General features: G+C 59.8%; 18 protein-coding genes, 1 tRNA gene and 1 riboswitch. Of the genes, 3 read left to right on the forward strand and 16 right to left on the reverse strand.

Translation table 11 applies throughout. From position 1 onward, the window contains the following. Window positions 1-5 precede the first annotated feature (5 nt). The 7 genes from PH547_RS03175 to PH547_RS03205 all read right to left on the reverse strand — a co-directional run bounded on the left by PH547_RS03175 (window position 6) and on the right by PH547_RS03205 (window position 6,820). A complete protein-coding gene (locus PH547_RS03175; RefSeq protein WP_104823411.1) occupies window positions 6-566 on the reverse strand; it encodes a DUF924 family protein in 561 nt (186 codons plus the stop codon). 75 nt (window positions 567-641) lie between these two features. Beyond that, a complete protein-coding gene (locus tag PH547_RS03180; RefSeq protein ID WP_285167366.1) occupies window positions 642-1,652 on the reverse strand; it encodes a FecCD family ABC transporter permease in 1,011 nt (336 codons plus the stop codon). Between the two features lie 65 nt (window positions 1,653-1,717). Continuing rightward, window positions 1,718-2,677 carry an ABC transporter substrate-binding protein gene (locus PH547_RS03185; protein WP_445944996.1) on the reverse strand — a complete coding sequence of 320 codons (960 nt, stop codon included), beginning with the start codon at window positions 2,675-2,677 and terminating at the stop codon, window positions 1,718-1,720. 13 nt (window positions 2,678-2,690) lie between these two features. Then, window positions 2,691-3,470 carry an ABC transporter ATP-binding protein gene (locus PH547_RS03190; protein ID WP_104823414.1) on the reverse strand — a complete coding sequence of 260 codons (780 nt, stop codon included), beginning with the start codon at window positions 3,468-3,470 and terminating at the stop codon, window positions 2,691-2,693. A 10-nt stretch (window positions 3,471-3,480) separates the two neighbouring features. Next, window positions 3,481-3,894, reverse strand: coding sequence for a DUF1636 family protein (locus tag PH547_RS03195; RefSeq protein ID WP_285167367.1), 414 nt, complete (start codon window positions 3,892-3,894; stop codon window positions 3,481-3,483). Between the two features lie 108 nt (window positions 3,895-4,002). Beyond that, a riboswitch (cobalamin riboswitch) is annotated at window positions 4,003-4,219 on the reverse strand. Window positions 4,220-4,438: 219 nt separating this feature from the next. Beyond that, entirely contained in the window at window positions 4,439-5,854 is a 1,416-nt protein-coding gene (locus PH547_RS03200) for an FAD/NAD(P)-binding protein (protein WP_285167368.1), read from the reverse strand. Window positions 5,855-6,220: 366 nt separating this feature from the next. Beyond that, complete coding sequence (locus PH547_RS03205) at window positions 6,221-6,820, reverse strand: RBBP9/YdeN family alpha/beta hydrolase (protein ID WP_285167369.1); 600 nt, start codon at window positions 6,818-6,820, stop codon at window positions 6,221-6,223. 194 nt (window positions 6,821-7,014) lie between these two features. Between PH547_RS03205 and PH547_RS03210 the strand changes: the two genes are divergently transcribed. Both PH547_RS03210 and PH547_RS03215 read left to right on the forward strand, forming a co-directional pair. Further along, window positions 7,015-8,232 carry an SfnB family sulfur acquisition oxidoreductase gene (locus PH547_RS03210; RefSeq protein WP_285167370.1) on the forward strand — a complete coding sequence of 406 codons (1,218 nt, stop codon included), beginning with the start codon at window positions 7,015-7,017 and terminating at the stop codon, window positions 8,230-8,232. A gap of 31 nt (window positions 8,233-8,263) precedes the next feature. Beyond that, window positions 8,264-9,112: a protein-L-isoaspartate O-methyltransferase family protein gene (locus PH547_RS03215; protein WP_285167371.1), complete on the forward strand. Its 849-nt coding sequence runs from the start codon at window positions 8,264-8,266 to the stop codon at window positions 9,110-9,112. Window positions 9,113-9,134: 22 nt separating this feature from the next. Here the strand turns inward: PH547_RS03215 and PH547_RS03220 are convergent, their stop codons facing one another. Next, on the reverse strand, window positions 9,135-9,605 hold the full coding sequence (locus PH547_RS03220; protein ID WP_104823420.1) for an RrF2 family transcriptional regulator: 471 nt from the start codon (window positions 9,603-9,605) through the stop codon (window positions 9,135-9,137). A 206-nt stretch (window positions 9,606-9,811) separates the two neighbouring features. Next, complete coding sequence (locus PH547_RS03225) at window positions 9,812-11,287, reverse strand: FAD/NAD(P)-binding protein (protein WP_285167372.1); 1,476 nt, start codon at window positions 11,285-11,287, stop codon at window positions 9,812-9,814. 621 nt (window positions 11,288-11,908) lie between these two features. Between PH547_RS03225 and PH547_RS03230 the strand changes: the two genes are divergently transcribed. Then, window positions 11,909-12,148, forward strand: coding sequence for a hypothetical protein (locus PH547_RS03230; RefSeq protein WP_104823422.1), 240 nt, complete (start codon window positions 11,909-11,911; stop codon window positions 12,146-12,148). Window positions 12,149-12,566: 418 nt separating this feature from the next. Here the strand turns inward: PH547_RS03230 and PH547_RS03235 are convergent. The 7 genes from PH547_RS03235 to PH547_RS03265 form a co-directional block, all read right to left on the reverse strand. After that, window positions 12,567-12,642: transfer RNA gene (locus tag PH547_RS03235), tRNA-Lys, on the reverse strand. A 125-nt stretch (window positions 12,643-12,767) separates the two neighbouring features. Next, a complete protein-coding gene (locus PH547_RS03240; protein WP_283050878.1) occupies window positions 12,768-13,685 on the reverse strand; it encodes a PhzF family phenazine biosynthesis protein in 918 nt (305 codons plus the stop codon). Window positions 13,686-13,767: 82 nt separating this feature from the next. Next, window positions 13,768-14,514: an NUDIX hydrolase gene (locus PH547_RS03245; RefSeq protein ID WP_285167373.1), complete on the reverse strand. Its 747-nt coding sequence runs from the start codon at window positions 14,512-14,514 to the stop codon at window positions 13,768-13,770. Beyond that, window positions 14,511-15,623: an endonuclease/exonuclease/phosphatase family protein gene (locus PH547_RS03250; RefSeq protein WP_285167375.1), complete on the reverse strand. Its 1,113-nt coding sequence runs from the start codon at window positions 15,621-15,623 to the stop codon at window positions 14,511-14,513. Before PH547_RS03250 ends, PH547_RS03245 begins: the two co-directional genes overlap by 4 nt. A gap of 42 nt (window positions 15,624-15,665) precedes the next feature. Continuing rightward, on the reverse strand, window positions 15,666-16,661 hold the full coding sequence (locus PH547_RS03255) for an isopenicillin N synthase family dioxygenase (RefSeq protein WP_285167376.1): 996 nt from the start codon (window positions 16,659-16,661) through the stop codon (window positions 15,666-15,668). 87 nt (window positions 16,662-16,748) lie between these two features. Further along, window positions 16,749-17,780 (reverse strand): ABC transporter ATP-binding protein, encoded by a 1,032-nt coding sequence (locus tag PH547_RS03260; protein ID WP_285167377.1) that lies wholly within the window; start codon window positions 17,778-17,780, stop codon window positions 16,749-16,751. Then, window positions 17,768-19,462 (reverse strand): ABC transporter permease, encoded by a 1,695-nt coding sequence (locus tag PH547_RS03265; protein WP_285167378.1) that lies wholly within the window; start codon window positions 19,460-19,462, stop codon window positions 17,768-17,770. Before PH547_RS03265 ends, PH547_RS03260 begins: the two co-directional genes overlap by 13 nt. Between the last annotated feature and the right edge of the window lie 2 nt (window positions 19,463-19,464).

Consider the following 19,464-nt stretch of genomic DNA (forward strand, 5'->3'; position numbering starts at 1 on the left):
TTCCCTCAGAATCCTGCTCCAGGCTCGGCGAGATAGTCTTTCTCAGCCTCTGTCGACACCCGGCCAAGGAAGACATTGCGATGCGGGAAGCGGCCGTAGGCGGCGATGATGGCGCGATGGCGAACCGCATAGTCGATCTGCTCTTCAAGGCCGAGCGAACGGAAAAGTGCCACGGACCGATCCTGTTCGGCCAGGTCTTCGGCATGCTCGAAAGGCAAGTAGAAGAATATCCGTCGTTCCGCCGGCATCCCTCGATCTGCGCCGAGCTGCAAAGCCTCTTTCGCCTCCTGCAAAGCCAAACCATCCGTCGCAAAGGCCAGCGGCGTGCCGCGATAGATGTTGCGGGCGAACTGATCGAGGACGATGACCGCTGCCAGCCGGCTTTCGGGCGTTACGCACCACAGATCCGGCACGCCAGCCGCCAATGCCAGATGCGTGTCGCGAAACCGACGGCGCATCTCTTCGTCAAGAGCAACGGTGGAGCGGAACCAATCCTCGCTCGTGCACTCCTCGAACCAGAAGCTCAGCACTTCCTCTGGCGTACAAACAATCGGATCTGCGGCCATTCGCTCCCTCCCGGCATGCCCGTCGGGAGATAGGTCCACGAGCGGCGGGTGGCAATGGTGAACGCCGCCCGTTGGTCACCTTTTTCGCAGGATCAGAATGAAGGCAATGCCGCCGACCAGACCGGTAACGATGCCGATCGGCATGTCCTCCGGCGCCATGACAAGCCGCGCAGCAATATCGGCCCAGACCAATGTCAGTGCCCCGAAGGCGGCGCTAAGCGGCACGACACGGACGTTGTCGCCGCCGGCGAGAAGCCGGACGAAATGCGGCACCATCAGTCCGACAAAGCCGATCGCGCCCGAAAAAGCGACCATGACGCCCGTCAGCAGCGCCGTGACAACAAACAGCATGAAGCGGAATTGCGAGACGGCAATGCCGAGCGTCGCTGCCGTCTCATCGCCCATGGCAAGCGCGTTGAGCTCCCGTGATTTCAGCATCAGCACGGCAAGGCAGACAAGCAGCACGCCGGCCGGATAGATCAGATGCTGCCACTGCGCCAGCCCCAAACCACCGAGCATCCAGAAGACAACGGTATTGGCCGCCCTGGGGTCGCCGAGAAAAATCAGGAGATTGCCGAGCGCGGTAAAGACAAAGGCGACGGCGACGCCAGACAGCACCAGCCGGTCGGCTGATTGCGAGCGCGTCAGCCGGGTCACCAGCGCTACGGCGGCGATCGCGAGTAGCGCGCCGGCGAAGGAGAATAAGGGTACGGTCAGTAGCCCAAGGATGAGCCCCGTATGCAGCAGTGCCAGGATAGCACCGAAAGCGGCACCTGAGGAAACGCCGAGAAGATGCGGATCCGCCAGCGGATTTCGCGTCAAGGCCTGCAGCACAGCTCCGGTGACCGCAAGCCCGGCCCCCACGAGCAACGCGAGAATGACGCGCGGAAAACGGACGTCCCAAACGATGCTTTCCTGTCCGCCCGACCAGGTGACGGGAAACAAGCTGGCATGCAGCTTGTTGCCGACGATCGACCAGACGGTCGCAAACGGGATCGGTGCCGCACCGAAGGAAACGCCCGCCGTGATCGACATGGCGAGGAGAGCGACCAGGAGAGGGATTAGAATGGGAAGGCCAATACGCATGCGAAAATCCAGGAAGCGATCCGATCCGCTCAGTGATCGACTGGACGGATCGGCATTGTCGTTCGTTACATCGCTTCCGGGTGGAAAGCCTTCGCCAGCGTTGCGATCGCCTCGATATTGCGCGGTCCCGGCGTGGCCTCGACATAGGGAAGTACGACGAAACGGTCGTTCTTCACCGCGTCGATGGTCTTGAAAGCCGGATTGTTCTTCAGAAATGCGATCTTCTGGGCCGCCGTGACTTCGCCGTAGTCAACGATGACGATGACCTCGGGGTTTTTCTCGATCACAGGCTCCCAGGAGACCTCCGTCCAGCTCTTTTCGACATTGTCCATGACGTTGGTGCCGCCGGCCGCTTCGATCATTGCCGTCGGGATGCCATAGCGGCCCGAGGTGAAGGGCTTTTCCTCACCGGAATCATAGACGAAAACACGGGTCGGCTTCTCGGCACGGCTGATCTTCGCCTGGATACCGCCAAGCTGCTTGCGATAATCCGCCACTAGGGCCTCCGCCCTATCCTCGACACGGAAAATCCTGCCGAGATTGAGCAGGTCGACGAACATGTCGTCCATGGTCGGCTTGTTCTTCTGCATGACGAAGATGCAGGATTCGGTGAGCTCATAGACCTTGATGCCGAAGGGCGCCAAAGTCTCCGGCGTCACTTCGCCGCCCACTTTCATGCCGTAGTTCCAGCCGGCGAAATAAAAGTCGGCATTGGCTCCGAGCAACACTTCCTTGGTTGGATATTTCGGCGACAGCTCCGGCATTTCCTTGATGCCGTCCCGCAGCTTCTCATCCAGCGTCTTCCAGCCGGAAACCCCGGTGTAGCCGACCATGCGATCCCTTAGCTTCAGCGCCAGCATCATTTCCGTGAGGTTGACATCGTTGGAAACGGCGCGCTCCGGCGCCTTGTCGAAAGTGACATCGCGATTGCAGCTACGCACGGTGACGGGCTCGGCCAAAGCACCGCCGGCAAAGAACGTGCCGAGCAGCAAGGCGGTAGCGGACAAGGACATGCGGAAAGACATGGATGGCTCCAAATTATCGAAGAGAAAACGTAAAACGATGGGATGTGTCGCCCACGACCTGACGGCTCGCTTCGACACGGAATGCGGATGAGATGCGCTCGGCGGTCAGAACCTCGATTGCCAAGCCATGGCCGCTCAGACGGCCGAAATCGAGCACTGCGACATGCGTGGCGAAATCGGCGGCGAGATTGATGTCGTGCAAGGTCGTGATGATCGTCCGACCAAGGCCTTTCAGCAGCTCCAGTATTTCGAGCTGATGACGGATATCGAGATGGTTGGTTGGCTCGTCGAGGATAATCAGCTCCGGCTCTTGCGCCAGCGCGCGGGCAATCAATACCCGCTGCTTTTCGCCGCCCGAAAGCGACGCGAATTGCCGGAGCGCCAGATCCTTGAGCTCCAGGCGGACAAGTGCTGCCGCGGTCGCCGCATGATCCTCCTCGCTCCAACGCGCCATGCCCTTGCGATGGGGAATGCGGCCCATCATCACCACATCGCGGACGCTAAAGGGAAAATCGCCCGGCGTCTCCTGCAGGACGACGGCGATACGCTGCGCCGCCTCGCGCGGGCCGATCGACCAGAGATCGATGCCGTCGAGACGCACGCAACCCCGTTGCGGCCGGATACCACGATAGAGGCAGCGCAGCAGGGTCGATTTACCCGCCCCGTTCGGGCCGATGATTGCCAGCCGATCGCCGGCTTTGACGGATAGGCTGATGTCTCGGATGATCGGCTTGCCCTTGTGCGGGCCCCAGGTGACGCCGTCAGCTTCCAGTCGCAAGCATTTTTCCAGCATGACCCCGCTCCTACTGCAAGAGCGTTGCTTGGCGTTCGGCCGAAACGATCGCAGCCGGAATGCGCGCCAATGTCTTGCCGCCCAGCATTTTCGGGCGTTCGCCTTCCCGTGTCAGGCCATCGGGCCGATCGCGGTAAAGCTCGGCGAAGGAGACGAGTGCCCCGATATCCGCCTCGCCCGCGATGTCGCCGAAGAGGTAGGTCGCCTTTGCCGTTGCCTGGAAGGCGACGGTGCATGGCCGATCGCAGCCGGCCATGCAAACGCTGCCCTCCAGACTGAAATCGTCGGAAAGTGCCGCGCCAGCCTGGGTAATGGCGGCCTGTAGATGCTTCAGCAGATCAAGACCGGGACGGCATGGCGCACCGACGTGACGGCAATTCGTGCATACGGTGATCCGATGCGTCTGCTCTCTCGCTTTGTCCATGAAAAGCCTCCCGGAGATCTCGCCGGAGGCAAAGTCAAGATAGGGCCTGCGGACGCGAATGCTCCGTCGCCCAACCACTGAATTTCCATCGGAACACCCCGTCCGTTGCGGTTGACGTCATCGATGGCAGGTCTCCTGGCTCGCGGGTCACAGCCCGTTCGCACCTTCCCGGCATGAAGCCAGTGGCATGTCGCGAACGCGCTCTCCGCTTACAGTTGCGGGGGCAGCCACGGTTTTGGCCCCTGATGGGTAATCCGCACCGTGTTCCCTTTTCAGCCGCCCTCCGGATGATTCCGGCGGCAGCACCATCGGTATGGTTCATCTCACAGAAAATCAAAGCGAGCAATGGTAGTGTCATTGAGGTCTGCACTTGTCCCCGAATTCCGGTTCGCGTGAATGGTAAGCGCATTTGTTATGTTATTACGTTACTAATTTCAATCAAAAAATAAGGCATGGCGATGAGGCCGAAGCTCGTATTCATAAGGGCTGTTGAACATGGCAAATGACCTCGCCTCCGAGCTTAGGCGAGCGACAAAAATCCCAATCACACCGCCTTGCACTGCGGATAGAACCGGGCCGCCACGCCTTCGGCGGCCGCATAGGCCTGCGTGACGATCTCGGGCACGAGATCGATGTCCGGCAGGCTGCCGAGCCCCAGCGGGCCGATGGCGAAAAGTCCCTCGATTATGCGGCCATCTGTGGAAAGCGCGCCCGTTGCTTCGACAGCAAGGCCAAGACCGAGTTCATCCGGTGTGGCGAGGCCCGCGTTGATCAGGCTCCGCATCAATGGCGTCTCAAGATGAGGCTCCCGACAGCGGCAATCGATCACCTCGTCGGCATAGATCTGCTCCGCGCCCTGCTGACCGGCCGGCTTCAGCATCAACCCGGTCGGCGTGCGCCGTAGAAATTGCCCGCGTCGCGACAGCGTGTTGCCCTCCGCCAACTCCTGCTTCAGCCGGACATACAGAGCCTCCGGCAGACGGTTTCTATGGCTGTCGTAAAGGGCGCGCAGATGGCGGTTGAATTGCTGCTTCTGTCCGGCCGGCAGCGAGCGCCAGAGGGAGCGCGCATGTTTGCGCAGGCCGTTCATGACGGATTGCCAGCTTTGCCCGCTCGCCTCCGCATTCTCGCAAGCCCGCCGGATAAAACGCACAATCTCGCTGAGACTGCCGGGCATTGCTTCTGCAGGAAAGACCGGATCGGCATTACTGCGGGTGTGGCTCTGCGGCAGAAAGCCGTGTCTCGAAACGATGGTGATCTGCCCATCATAGCCGTTGTCGCGCATCTGCAGCAGCCGGTCCACGACGCGCAGACCGCTACCGAGCAAGACCGTATGCGGGCGCGACACTAGGCGGCGGGCGCGGACCGTCGTCGGCGTCGCCACCGGTTCGCCGCTCTGCGGCTCGTGATCGGCAATGCCGTAACCAGTCGCCAGGACCACGGTGTCGAACGGGGGATAGACGGCGCCGCCGCTCTCCACCAAAAAGCGGTCGCCATGGCTGCGGCGAAGGCCGATCACCGTCTCGCCGCTGACCTGCACCGCAATATCCCGCCGCGAGGACAATGCCTCGGAAAAGCGCTGGTACACATAGTCGCTGAAAATGCTTTTGGGGACGAATATCTGCAAAAAGCCCGGTATGGCCGCCGGCACGGCACTGCGGAACGCGGCATTGCTACAGAGCCAATCGTTGAAATCATCGGGATCGCCAGCGGAAACCGAGAGATCGCGCACACGGCTGTTCAGGATTTCGCTGCTATGGCCGGAAGCCAATGCCTGACCGCCGCTGACGCTGGAATTGGGGTCGAAGAGCTGCAGATGAAAGGGCGTCCGCACCGTGTTCATCAAGGCGATCGCCGTCATCATGCCGGAAAAGCCGCGGCCGATGACAGCGATGCGCGGCATCGCATAGGCCTGCGCCGAGGCATTTGCCCTGGCAGAAAAAAGTCCCTGAACCGTCATATCAACTCCTGGGGCAAGAGGTGGTCGATCATGCTTTTCTAAGGGCACGCTGATACTTTGCCTGTGACCCGCACACAGCTCGCGGCCATCAAACGCTTGGCCGCTAGAGCGCCGCGCGTCGTAAACGCATTGGACGCTCTGGTTCTTGAACAGGGGCATCCCTCTACCTGACGGGATGCTCTGGGCGGGCTCCCATTCAAGCTAGGAAGCCCGTTGCCTTCGTCAACCTGCACACACATCGAGCCATTGACGGCTCGACAAATGTCATTGTCGCTATTGTCTACTTATTTAGTCGTATATGAAAGCGCGAAAATGCGCCGGTAGCAAGCGCTTTCTTGCGACCGCATTTTTCATGGAAGACGACGCTTATGGCATGGCCCCGCACAGGACGTCGTGCAACGGTGGTCTTGCCCGCCTGAATTGCCGATCCTCGACCCCCTTCGTGAACGCGGAAAAGAGTTGGAAGCCCTGCTCCCATCGGCCAAAACCGCTGGCGATATTGATGTGGCCGGCATGGCCGAGATCATGAAGCTCACTATCCCATCGCGCGGCATGATGCCGAAGCTCGACGAAATCCATGTACGGATCATCGCGGCTGCCAACGACAAAGCTCGGAAATGGCAGAGCTTTAGTCGGCATTGTGCCGAAATCGATGGCGCCGGGATGCAGCCTCTCCGTCCGGTCGAGATCACAGGGAGCCACAAGAAAAGCGCCTTTCACATGCCGGGCGGCGGGGCGATCTGCGAGATTTGCGGCAAGCAGGCATCCGAGACTATGCGTGACGAGCCAGGCTTCTTCCACCCGCCCCAACTCTCTCTCCAGCGCCGCCAACCAGTGTTCCAGCACCGGCCTCGACCATGAAGCCTGACGGACGATGGCCGCAGAGGTCTTATCGCGCGCCCAGTGGCGCTGCCAATGCCCCTCGGCGGAGCCGTTTAAACCCGGAAGGATCAGTGTCGCGACCACGGCGCTCTCCTGGATGCGAGCGATGGCTGCATTGAGCCGCCCGCTTACAATTTCTCCATTCGGTGCCTATTATGGCGGATAGCGAAATCTGGATAAGCAAAGAAAATCTATTGTATAGTAGATCTATAGAAATTACGATCATAGCGCTTTCGCACAGCTAAGTCACTGATATGCCATCGTTGATGGGGTTATGAATGGGAACTGTTTCACAGTTGCACGAGCGCACCAGACCGCTCGCACACCGCATTCAAAGCGACGAGGAAGCGCTGGAAATCGCGCGATCGCTGGCCATCCAATTTGCACAGCAGGCAAGCGACCGCGACATCAACCGGGTGTTGCCCTACGAGGAGCTGGAGGCCCTGTCGCAATCCGGCCTGCTCGGTATCACCACGCCGTCCGAATATGACGGCATCGATATTTCCAACTCCGTTCTTGCCGAAATCATCGCCATCCTGGCCGAAGCCGATCCTTCGATCGCCCAGATTCCGCAGAGCCATTTCTACATTCTGGAAGCGCTTCGCGTCGATGGCAGCGAGGAACAGAAGAATTTCTTCTTTACCAGGGCGCTGGCCGGTGACCGCTTCGGCAATGCATTTTCCGAACTCGGCACCGGAACGGCCGGTCAATACAACACGCGATTGACATCGGACGGGTTGGGCTATCGCGTCAACGGCCGCAAATTCTATTCCACCGGCGTACTTTTCGCCGACTGGATCGGTATTTTTGCGCTGAACGCAGACGACGAACTCACCCTGGCACTTGTCCCGCGTGGCGCTGAAGGCATCCAGATCATGGATGATTGGGACGGTTTCGGTCAGCGCACATCCGGCAGCGGCACCACCATTCTGCATAATGTCTACGTTAACGCCGACGCTGTCGTCGCGCATCACAAGGGCTTCGAGCGGGCGACGACCATCGGTTCGGTCGGCCAAATTATCCATGCCGGCATCGATCTCGGCATTGCCCGCGCCGCTTTCACCAAGACCGTGGAGTTTGTGAAAACGCACGCCCGCCCCTGGATGGACAGCGGCGTCGAGCGAGCGGCCGATGATCCGCTGACCATCGCCAGGATCGGCCAGATCGCCATTCGCATCGAGGCAGCCGCAGCCATGCTAGAACGCGCCGGCAGGAAGATCGATGTTGCTCAGATCAATCCAACGGAAGATGATGTGATCGAGGCCACACTTGCTGTGGCTGCCGCGAAAACCCTGACGACGGAAATAGCCATCGAAGCCTCGAATACACTGTTTGAGCTCGCTGGCACCTCTTCGACCCGCATCGGCCTCAATCTCGACCGTCATTGGCGCAACGCCCGCACCCACACGCTGCACGACCCGGTTCGCTGGAAATATCACATCGTCGGCAACTATCATCTCAACGGCGTAACACCGCCGAAGAACTGGACGCTCTGACGAATTTTGTATCGGAAGGTGGAGAGAGACCGTGACTGCAAATCGCCGTGCCAGTTTGGAAGAGATACGGGCCTTTCACGCGAAAATGATGGCTGCCGCCAGCAATTCCCATGATGAAAGGCTTGAGCGGATTTTCGAGCTTGTACCGCGCGAAGCGTTCCTGGGTCCTGGGCCTTGGCAGATAAAGGTCAATCGGCGCTACATTGAAACGCCCGGCGCCGATCCCTCCATTCTTTATCAGAATGCGCTCGTCGCTTTGGACAGAACCAAAGGCATCAATAATGGGGAGCCGTTCCTGCATGCGGCCTGGATCGGGGTTGCCGCCCCGAAGTCCGGCGACACCGTAATCCATATTGGCGCGGGGACGGGGTACTATACGGCGCTCCTGTCGATGCTGGTGCTGCCAAATGGCCATGTTCATGCGTTCGAAATCGAAAAGGACTTGGCCAACCGTGCACGCGCAAATCTGGAGCCATTCGAGGGAATTTCCCTCGTCCACGGCGATGCGACCACTCTGGCGCTGCCGAATGCCGATCTCATCTACGTAAATGCCGGCGTAGTCGCCCCACCGGCATCATGGCTTAAAGCATTGCGGCCCGGAGGCCGGATCATCTTTCCGTGGCAAGCCAACAAGAAGGCAGGGCTTGCTGTCCTGATCACCCGCACGGAAACTGGCTACGCAGCACGGCCTTTGATGCCATCGTGGTTCATTCCCTGCGTCGGCGCCTCGGATGTGGACCAATGCAGCAAGTCTCCGAGCCGTGACGACGCTTGGTCGATCCGGAAGGTTTGGCTGACCGAGGATCGCGCGCCCGATGAATCCGCCGCCGCGATCTACAGGGATCTTTGGTTCTCAAAAGCCACTGACGGCGAACACTAAGCTTGTTCGGGAACTCAATGGGTCAGCCGATATTCGAAGCGCGATAATCTTCCTGCTCTTCGATTTCGATTCCAGGCCCGCCGCCGGCGACGAACTGTTCGAGCGTCATATTGTCGAGAATCGCCGCGATCGCGTCGCGGACTTCCGTCATGGAACGGCGCACATGACAGCGCTCCGGATCGGCGCAATCGTCGCAGGCTTCATAGGCCGTGCGGCTGGCGCAGCGGATCGGCGCGAGCGGACCGTCGAGCGTGCGGATGACATGGCCGATGCGGATATCGGAGGCAGGGCGCGATAGCGAATAGCCGCCGCCTGGCCCCTTCTTCGAGCGCAGCACGCCGGCATTGCGCAGTTCCAACAGGATGGTGTCTAGGAATTTCTTCGGGATATTATTGCGGGACGCGATGTCGTTGATAAACGCAGTTTCGCCCGGCCCGAGGCGTGCCAGGTCCACCAGCGCCTTCAACCCGTATTTTCCTTTTTTCGTGAGCATCGCTATCCACTTACTGCAAAGTCGATTGTTGTAAGCCCGGCACGATTCGATCGAGACTCAACCGGCTTGTCCTGTTCGTCATTGACCTCGGAATTAACGCTGCCGCCCCGTGCGAACAAGATAATAACTCACAAATTGTATAGTTTATATGAGTAAATTTGGGCAAATGTATCGCTCAAGCAACGTTTTTGCACTTTTTTCTACCTTTACGCGGCGCTGCTATCGACTTTTGGCTTGTTATGCTTGCGCTGGGTGTGGTCGGGGGCATTTTGGGCAATCGCCGACGCCACCTGTTCGGCGACGAAAACGGCATGCTCGACCACTTCGGGCAGGCCCATAAGTTCGCCGAAAGTGCCCCGCGCCAAAGGTCCGGAAATGAGCAGCGACGGTGCCGTCTTACCATCAGCGCCGAGCGCCAGCGATGCCGTATTGCAGGCAAGGCCGAGCCCTGTGGCATCGATGGCGAGATAGCCCGCATCCGCAAGGGCGCCGATCCAGCCTTGCGAGCCCAGAATGCCGCGATGGCCCGGCCCGGTCGTCACGACGACCGCATCGAATTGACGATCGAGGCTCTTGCCCGAGCAGCTGAGCCGAAGCGTACAGTCGATCACCTCGCCCTTCGCCTCTACGGACGCGACGGAGGCCGCGAGTACATCCAGCCTGCCGGTACTGATCGCCTCCTCGCTGACGGCCTCCACCTGCGGCGCAACGCGGAAGCGATGCACATCCCAAAAGGGCCGCAAATGCCGCACCACACGACGACGCTCGTTGAGCGGCATTGCCTGCCATAAATCCCCTCCCTGCGCGCGCACCTGATCGATCACCGCATGCCAAGTCCATCCCTCGCCTTCTGCCTTACGAATAGCGGCGCGCACGCGCCTCAGAAGATCAAGCGCTGTCCGTGACGGCTGACTGACGAAATCGCCGAACAACTCCTGCTTCACCGGCGCATGACCGCGCGATCGCAGCCCACGTCGGGAAATTGCGGTGATCGGTCCTTTATGACCACGCAGCTCCAGCGAGGCGATGACGTCGGCGGAGGTCAGGCCGTTACCGACCACCAGCACCCGATCGCCGGGGCGGATGGCATCGAGCGCATCCGGCCGCGTCGGGTCCGCAACGAAACGCGGATGACCGGCAAGCGCATTTTGCAATGACTGCGGCGGCAACGGCGACGGATGGCTGGTGGCGATGACGAGAATATCCGCCTCCAAGCGCCGCCCTGCCTCGCCCGTGATCACCCACCGGTCATCCAGCCGCCGGACATCCGCAACCCTTTCCGCGACATGGGTGATGGCACCGCCATCGATAAAAGGCTGCACCATGGCATTGATATAACGACCAAAAAGCCCGCGCCGCGGAAACAGGCTGCCATTCGCCGCGACCGCCGTCTGGTCGCCCTCCAGCGCATTATTGTCTTGAAGCCAGCGCTGGAAATGTTCGAGATCGTCCGGAAACAGGCTCATCTTCGCTGCCGGCACATTGATGCGATGTGCGGGGTCGCGGGTATCATAGGCAAGCCCCGCCCCGAGCCGGGCGCGCGGTTCGAAAATGAAGAGCTGACCGGGCTGCAGCGCTTGCGATTGCAGCAAGTGAAAGGCAACCGCCGCCCCCGAAATGCCGCCGCCGATGATTGCGATGACGGGCCGATCACGCGATTGATCGTCAGAACAAGTGGTCATCGCCAAATCCTTCCAGATCGATCGATTGCGCCGAACACTTCGCCGGCGGCAACCGAAAATGCCTACGGCATAGGAATATACTCTATAAATTTTATTGACAATAGAATGCCGATGGCAGCGCGATGGTTCCAACCGGCTGCTGACCATCCGTGACCGCCGACACATCCATGCAAACAAGGGCTTCTTTGTGCCCCGCACAACAGCGTTATCGCACCGCAGGATGTGAAAACCTTGGCATACACGGAACAAAGGCACATACTACCGATTGTTCTGATACATGTTCTTTGGGAGGAGAAACATCATGGAACTGCTGCACCTGCTCACCCCCTTCGACTATATGCTGGTTCTGGTTCTCGCAGCCATTTTCGTATTCAGCGTTATGGAAGGCGGCGGGCATAAGAGACATTAGTTTGCCCCGGCCGAATAGCAGAATTTCTCCAAAGCCCAGCAGTGGCGAATTGAAGGTTTGGCGTGTGTTTTCGCCGTCTATCCTTCCGCAAAATTTATGATTTTGATCCCGCTTCGAATGAAAGCGATCTGTAGATCGCGTTAGCAGTAGAACGCGGTCGAAGGAACAGTTCCGTTTTTCCGCAGTTACCTTTTTTGTAAAAGGAGAACGCGATGCCAAAATTGAATGCAGGTTTCACTGGAACGCCGGTAGAGCAGCCCGAAGGAGTGAAAAGGGCGGTAAAGTCGGCAACATCCATGGCCAAGCGCGAGGCGCAAGCCGTTGCTATAGGCGCTCAGGAACACCAAACAACGACCGCAACGATCGTCGCAATTGGCGCAATTATTTTTGGATTGGGCTACCTGATGGGAAGAAACGCCGCGGAAAGCGAGCGCTCACATCACTGGTGGTAATCCCCAAATGCTGCCGCAGTCGTCAGGACGGCATTTCTTGAGTCATTCGGCAGCAGGCAAAGCGAGATCACAGTAAATTCCAATCATGGGAACTTACCTGAACGCCAACGGTTAGATTCAGAGAACTTTGGGTTTGGCATGGCCATGCAAAGTCACCTTGCGTTCATTCTTTATGCAGGCACCGTAGTCGCGATGGGATGCATCCTGATCCTCGCAACGCTGATTGCGCCGGATCCCGATTACTCGAACCGCCTTCCCGCATCACCTTATGCAATCAATCATGCGCAATGAAGTCGCGCGCCCATGTCGCCGCATGATGCGTGCATAGCGACCTTGTGGCCAAACGCCAGGCTCTGGAAACAGAAAACCGCAACAACCTTTATTTTCAAGGCTTTGCGGTAATTCTCAGAAGAAATTTTGGTGGGTGATGTAGGGCTCGAACCTACGACCCGCTGATTAAGAGTCAGCTGCTCTACCAACTGAGCTAATCACCCGTAACCGCTCGCTCGCGGTGTGACCGGGCATATAAATAGGATCGGTTTGATTGTCCAGCGGCCAGATGAATTTTCTTTGGTTAATCGTCAAAAAAATTTCGAAGAGCCGCAAAAACCTTACAAAATCAAAGCTCAAGAATTCCCGTCGCCACGCGTACGGCCTGACCGCCAATGCGGGCGTTGGCGATATCGCCGCCGTCGATGTCGATGTGAAGGTGGATAAAGGATGGGCGGCCCATCTCGACACCCTGCTCGACGATGACGGGATGGTGGCCATCCGGCAGCCGGTCGAAATAGTTTATCGCGCCGGAAAGCGCAGCCACCGCCGCGCCCGTGGCCGGGTCCTCGACAATGCCCATCCCGACGGGGAATACCCGGGCATGGAACTTGGCCGTGTGATTGAGCGCGCCGCGGCAATAGATGAAGGCCGAGGCGAGCGCACCGTCGACGAAGGGTACGGTCTTCTCCCAGAGTTGCGGATCGAATTCCATCCGTTCGGCGGCCCCGACATCGTGCACAGGCACCAGCAGGAACGGCACGCCGGCGCTCCAGATCGACGGCACGTGATTCTCGAAACCGATCTCGGTGATCTTCAGGCTGAGCGCATTGGCGATATCGGCACGGTCGAGCGGCAACATGATTTGCTGTGATTTCCGCGGCAGGTCGAATTCGGCAAAACCCGCCCTTTCCTGCCTGAGCCGGACGGCGCAGCGCACCGGCCCCACCCGCTCGTCCAGCACCGAAACGAGATCGACGTCGCCGCCATGGCGGGCATGCGCCCGCTCAGCCAGAGCGATCGCAGTGCCAACGGTCGGGTGGCCGGCAAAAGGCAGCTCGCGGGCGGGCGTGAAGATGCGCAAGCTTGCGGTATGCGCCGGGTTCTGCGGCGGCAGAACGAACACCGTCTCGGAGAGATTCATCTCCTTCGCGATCGCCTGCATCGCCTCGTCGTCCAATCCCTCGGCATCGAAGATGACGGCTAGCGGGTTGCCCGCGAGTTTTCTGTCGGTGAATACATCATAGACACTGAAGCTGCGGGCCACCCCTGCCTCCATTACATGATTCTAGACTGTAGACGCCTGCTCAACCATACATAACGGCAACACATTTGAGCGCAAGCTAAAGCTATTCCCGACGACCGAAGAACCACGCGAGAATAGGCGGCATCGCCGAACTATAATGATGCGCGGCAGGGTCGGCCGAGCGAATAGCAACCGCGTCGTCGATCTCCTTTTCGTGGTCTACCAGCATATGCGCCCGGATCCGCTCCAACATCTCCTCGGCTGTCCAGGGGAAGCGGAAGATGCGGAAGAGGGTAACGGAAAGGTTCGAATGCGTGGCGTAATAGCCCGGCTCCGCGACCGCATCCCATAAGTCGAGGCCTGTTTCCTCCATGACTTCGCGACGCATGTTGCCCTCGACATCGCAGTGCCCATCGACGATATCGTTTTCATCCATCGAACCCGCGGCGCAATAGACCTGGCCGGGATTGGCGGTGTGCTCAGCCATGCGGATGGCAATGATCGCGCCATCGGAGGAAACCGCGACCGGAAAGGCAAAGACATGAAAGCCGCCGCCGCGCTCCCTCTGTTTGCGCCACCACATGAATGTGGAGAACGGCGTCACATATGCCTCGCCCTCCACAGCCTGCTCGCTGACCGACAAGCGATGCTGAAAGATCATCCGCCCATCGAAAAGTGCCGGATTGGCGGCGATCTCCTTCTTCCAGTTTTCCTGCGCTGCCTCGGCGTTGCTGAGATGAAAAGGGTGATCGCCGGCGATAACCGCAAGATCGATGCGGGCTACCGGGAATACGGTATTTTCCGGCGGCCAGGCGGCCATGTCGTTTCGCAGTTTGAAAGCGTGAGTCATAATAGATCCAATGTCATGACGACGGGGCAATGATCGGAGGCTTTCGGCCTGTCCCAACCGGTACGTGGATAACGTTCTACTTCCTGTCCGGGCGGAAATATGGTGCGAAAGGGCTGACCGGAGCGGACGACGTCGGGCATCCGCTGCGCATTGGCGCGCGCCAAGGCCGGAGACAGCCAGATATAATCGAGCTGGCAAAGCCATTGCTCCTGCGGCCCACGAGCGTGATACAACGTCCAGCGGTCCAGCACATCGCGCCGGCGCATAACGTTTTCAACGAAACCGTCCTTGCTGAAGACATCGAGTGCCGGGCTCTCGTCATCCCGATGTTTGAAACGATAGCCGGTGTGGCGCGTGCCGATGACATCGACGCGCTCCTGATAATCGTTCATATCGCCGCAAATAGCGAAATTTTTCGTCGCCGTATGACCGGCGCCAAAACGGTCCTCGATGAGGCGGCGCACGGCAAGCGTCTCGGCGCGGCGGACCGGCATGGTCGAATCTCGGCCACCGACGCCTTCCCGCACTGGCCCCATCGATTTCAGATGCACGACATACAGCGAGAACGGCACACCACCAATGGTCAAATCAAGCTCAAGACAATCACGCTTGAAGACCTTGTCGTCCAGATGAAGATCAAGTGCGGCCAGTTCATCGTTGAAAAGACCGAAATCGCGATAAGTCACCATGGCGTGACTTCTGATGTCCTTCAACAGGATCGGCTGCCCGTCACGCGTCTCCTCGCGCATCATCACGGCAACATCGATACCCCTGCCGTCATTGCCCTCGATCAGGAACTTCTGCCGGTAGCCATTGCCGACCATGCGGTAGAGATAGCCGTACTCGAAAGCCTGCAATGCCGCCATGCTGTCGACTTCCTGCAGGCAAATGATGTCGGCATCTGCATCGGCGATCGCAAGCGCCGTCATCTGCCGCGTGTCGTCGGTGGCAGCGACCACGCGCGCCGCTTCGAGCTGCTTGTAAATGGCTTCGTTCTGCACGTCGAACAGCTTCAACACACGGTCCTGGCGCAACTGATTACGGAAACCGGTGTAATCGAAACGGGTCAGCAGGTTTTCGACATTGAAGGTGGCAAGGCGCAGGGACATCTGGCATTCCGGTTTGTGGAGATATGGGCCGGCTCGCCCAAATCAATTGGGCTTGGCTGTTATGGCCGATTTGAACTTGCCCATGAGATAGGGGCCGGAGAGAACAGGGGCATATTTCGGCTCCTCGCCCCGAGAAAGACAGGACGGCAGGCAGGCGATCTCGGCAAACCAGTTCGGCTGGTGAAAGAACGCCAGCGACTGCCGTCGTTGCATTCCTCCCTCTTCCGGTGGCGGATTGACGACACGGTGCACCGTCGAGACCCAGCGATCATTGGTCCAAAGCGCCATCAGGTCACCGATGTTGATGATAAAGGCACCCGGCACCGGCGGCACCTGCGTCCATTGGCCGTCGGGCGCGATAATCTCCAGACCCTTGGAGCCCGGCTGCGGCAGCAGGATCGTCAGGCTGCCATAATCGGTATGCGCCCCGGCGCGCAACTGGCCCGGTTGCGGCGCGACACGCTGCTCGGGATAATTCAGCGCCCGGAGCGCGCTGATTGGTGCGTCGACGTAGCTGTCGAAAAAATGCTCGTCGAGACCGAGCGCGGTGGCAAAGACGCGCATGATCCGCGCCGTCAAATCCTCCATCGAACGGTAATAGGCCTTCCAGGCATCCGCAAAGCCTTCCGGGCCATCCGGCCAGATTGTGGCGGCATAGCAGAAGCCGAGCGCTTCCGGATCGGTCATGCCGGCCGGCACGGCAAGCGGGCCACCGTTGAAACTCTCCTTGAGGTCGGGCGGCGTGTCGATGTTGCGCGATTTCGACAGCGCCTCGGTGCCCGGGCCAAGATAGCCATAGGGATAGCCGGGATACGGCGCTTTTGCCCGTTGCTTGACATCGGCGGGCCGATCAAAAAAAGCGTGCGTCTTTGCCCATACGGCCTGGATTATAGCCTCATCGACACCATGATTGGCAATCGCCAGAAAGCCGGTCGAACGGCAGATTTCGTCGACCTCAGCACCAAGCCGCCTCTTCTCCCCTTCGTCGGCCGCCTCGAAGGCGCCGAGATCGAAAATCGGGAAGTTTTGATCGGACATGGCGCGACTCCCATTCGTGACATCGGGCAACTCAAGCACAGGTGGGGACCGTGAACAACCGTCTTGTCTCCCCGCCCGCCGCATCGATCACAGCCGCCACGCCGAGCGAACGGCGACCGCGTAGACATCGCCCGTTTTCACCGCTTCGCGGCTATAGGCTCTCAATATCTGACCATCCGGCAGCGACAGCCGCAAGGCGTAGCGCTCGCCCTCGTAAAGGACTGCGTCCACCCTGCAAGAGATACCATCGGCATCGGCGACCACGTCCTCGGGCCGAACGAGGATATCGGCGCGTGGGTTCCCGTCCCCCTGCTCTCTCCAAATCGTCTTCAGCGCCGACCAATCGATAAGCCGCGGCTTACCATCCGGAATGGCGAGCGACAGGATCGCGCCCTGCCCCACCAATCCGCCGACCAGCCGTCCCTCCGGTCGCGCATAGATTTCCGCCGGCGCCGCCACCTGCAATAGCCGTCCCTCGGACATGACTGCGACATCGGTCGCGAGCGCCATGGCCTCGCTCTGGTCGTGGGTGACATAAACCATGGTGGCGCCCGAGCGCTGATGGAATTCGCGGAAGGTCTCCTCCATCTCCTTCTTGAGATGACGATCGAGATTGGCGAGAGGCTCGTCCAGCAGCACGACATCGGGCGATGTCACAAGGCAGCGCGCCAGCGCCACACGCTGACGCTGGCCGCCGGAAAGGTCCGCGGGCCGCCGTTCCGCGTAGTCTTCCAGCCGGACGGTCGACAGCGCCTCACGCACCTTCTGGCGATAGCGCACGCCGGAAATACCGCGCACTTTGAGTGGGTAGCCGACATTGTCGGCAACGTTCATATGCGGCCAGAGCGCATAGGACTGGAACACCATCGCCATGTTGCGCCGCTCCGGCGGCAAGGTATGGGCGGCATCGGCAAGCAGACGTTCGCCGAGATGGATCGAACCATCCGTCGGCTGCTCGAAGCCGGCTATCATCCTCAGCACCGTCGTCTTACCGCAGCCGGAGGGACCAAGCAGCGCCAGGAAACCACCTTCGCGGACCTCCAGCGACAGCGCCTTGACCGCCGGGCGACCGCCCGTGCCGAAATCCTTGCTGACGTGATTGAGGATCAGCTTCGCCACGGCACCACTCCCTTCGGCAGGTGCTTGGCTAAAATTTCCAGCAGCAACATCATGGTCACCACCATGGCGACGACGATGACGGACATGGCGGAGGCGAGATCGGCGCTGCCGCCATCATCGAGATTGTAGATGACGACGCCGAGCGTCTGCGTGCCCGCCGCCCAGAGCAAAGCGGAAACGGTGAGCTCGTTGCAGGCGATGAGAAAAACCAGGATCACCGAAGCGCCCGCTGCCGGCGCGATCAGTGGCACGACGATATCGGCAAGACGACGGAAGAAACCGGCGCCTGAGAGACGAGCCGCCTCCTCCAGCGCCGGATCGAGCTGCAGAAAGGCGCTCATCACCGGCTTGAGGCTGACAGCGAAATAGGCCGAGAAATAGGCGAGCAGAATGATCCAGATCGTGCCGTAAAGCGTGATATTGAGGACGGGCAATGGTGCCGCGAAAACCAGGATGAAAGAGACGGCGACGATGATCCCCGGCAGCGAATAGGGAATCTCGATCAATCCGCCGACGATCCGGCTCAGCATATCCTTGCGTCGCGTCAGGGAGTAAGCGGCCAGGACAGTCACCACCAGGAGACCAAGTGCCGTCATCCCGGAGAGGAATAGGGAATTGGAAAAAGCGACGCGCGTCACCGTCTGCCGAAACAGAATTTCGGTGAAGGCGTGCAACGACGCCGTCTTAAAGGTCAACGGCACGCCATAGGCCGGCACCAGCGCGCCGGCGACCAGAGCGAAGAACGGTGCGACGAGCATAATGAACAGGATCATCCACAGCAGCGGCACCGCCCCAAGACGCCAACGGCCGAGCGCCAGGGCGGCAGAGGCGCCGGAAAGGCCGATGACGCGATAATCCCGCCCTTTCAGCGCTTTGCCCTGTACCGCGAGGCCGGCAACCGAAATCACCGCGATCATCGCCGACAGCACGGCGATGTCACCGAAGGTGCGTGGGCCAAAGGTGGAGAATTTGGTGAAGATCAACGTCGACAAGGTGAAGATCGAAGCAGGAATGCCGAGTATAGCCGGGATGCCGAAATTGCCGATCGAAGAGACGAAGGCGATGGCGGCACCGGCGATGACACCGGGCAGTGACAGCGGTAGGATGATGTCGCGGAACACCCGAAATCCCGAAGCACCCGAAAGCCTTGCCGCCTCGACGCCGTCACGCGGCAGTGCCATCAGACCGGCCCGGAGTGCCAGATAAACCAACGGCGCGTGCTGCACGCCATAGAGCAGCGCAATGCCGCCGACAGAATAAAGCGGCTGCGGCGAGCCGAGCGGCGGCGCGATGTGCAGCGCCTTCAACAGGGGGCTCGATGGGCCGGACATCTGCACCCAGGCGAGCGCGGTGACCTGCGGCGGGATCATCATCGGCAGGACGAAAAGAAAACTAAGGGGTCCCCGGCCCGGAATGTCGGTCAAGGTGAGCAGGAAGGCAAAGAGGCTGCCGAGCAACACGGAAATAACCGTGCCAAACACGGCGGTCTCAATCGTATACCAGGCCGAACGCCAGAGGGCGGGATCGGTGATCAGTTCGTAGGCTCCGCCACGCAGCAGCGCCTCGATGCCAGCCTCCGCCAGCCGCGCCAGTGGCAGCACGCTGAGCAGCATCACGATGGTAACGACAAATGGAAACAGCCAGGTTGGCTGGCTGTTTCCCTTCCGCACATATCCGTACATCG

Origin of the sequence: Rhizobium cerradonense (assembly GCF_030182455.1) — a bacterium.
GTDB lineage: Bacteria > Pseudomonadota > Alphaproteobacteria > Rhizobiales > Rhizobiaceae > Rhizobium.

Coding starts and splice junctions, on each gene's coding strand:
- PH547_RS03250 (WP_285167375.1), bottom strand. CDS start 15,623: ATGTCCCTGCGCCTTGCCACCTTCAATGTCGAAAACCTGCTGACCCGT.
- PH547_RS03225 (WP_285167372.1), bottom strand. CDS start 11,287: ATGACCACTTGTTCTGACGATCAATCGCGTGATCGGCCCGTCATCGCA.
- PH547_RS03175 (WP_104823411.1), bottom strand. CDS start 566: ATGGCCGCAGATCCGATTGTTTGTACGCCAGAGGAAGTGCTGAGCTTC.
- PH547_RS03245 (WP_285167373.1), bottom strand. CDS start 14,514: ATGACTCACGCTTTCAAACTGCGAAACGACATGGCCGCCTGGCCGCCG.
- PH547_RS03180 (WP_285167366.1), bottom strand. CDS start 1,652: ATGCGTATTGGCCTTCCCATTCTAATCCCTCTCCTGGTCGCTCTCCTC.
- PH547_RS03265 (WP_285167378.1), bottom strand. CDS start 19,462: ATGTACGGATATGTGCGGAAGGGAAACAGCCAGCCAACCTGGCTGTTT.
- PH547_RS03210 (WP_285167370.1), top strand. CDS start 7,015: ATGGGAACTGTTTCACAGTTGCACGAGCGCACCAGACCGCTCGCACAC.
- PH547_RS03195 (WP_285167367.1), bottom strand. CDS start 3,894: ATGGACAAAGCGAGAGAGCAGACGCATCGGATCACCGTATGCACGAAT.
- PH547_RS03190 (WP_104823414.1), bottom strand. CDS start 3,470: ATGCTGGAAAAATGCTTGCGACTGGAAGCTGACGGCGTCACCTGGGGC.
- PH547_RS03255 (WP_285167376.1), bottom strand. CDS start 16,661: ATGTCCGATCAAAACTTCCCGATTTTCGATCTCGGCGCCTTCGAGGCG.
- PH547_RS03230 (WP_104823422.1), top strand. CDS start 11,909: ATGCCAAAATTGAATGCAGGTTTCACTGGAACGCCGGTAGAGCAGCCC.
- PH547_RS03185 (WP_445944996.1), bottom strand. CDS start 2,677: ATGTCTTTCCGCATGTCCTTGTCCGCTACCGCCTTGCTGCTCGGCACG.
- PH547_RS03220 (WP_104823420.1), bottom strand. CDS start 9,605: ATGCTCACGAAAAAAGGAAAATACGGGTTGAAGGCGCTGGTGGACCTG.
- PH547_RS03200 (WP_285167368.1), bottom strand. CDS start 5,854: ATGACGGTTCAGGGACTTTTTTCTGCCAGGGCAAATGCCTCGGCGCAG.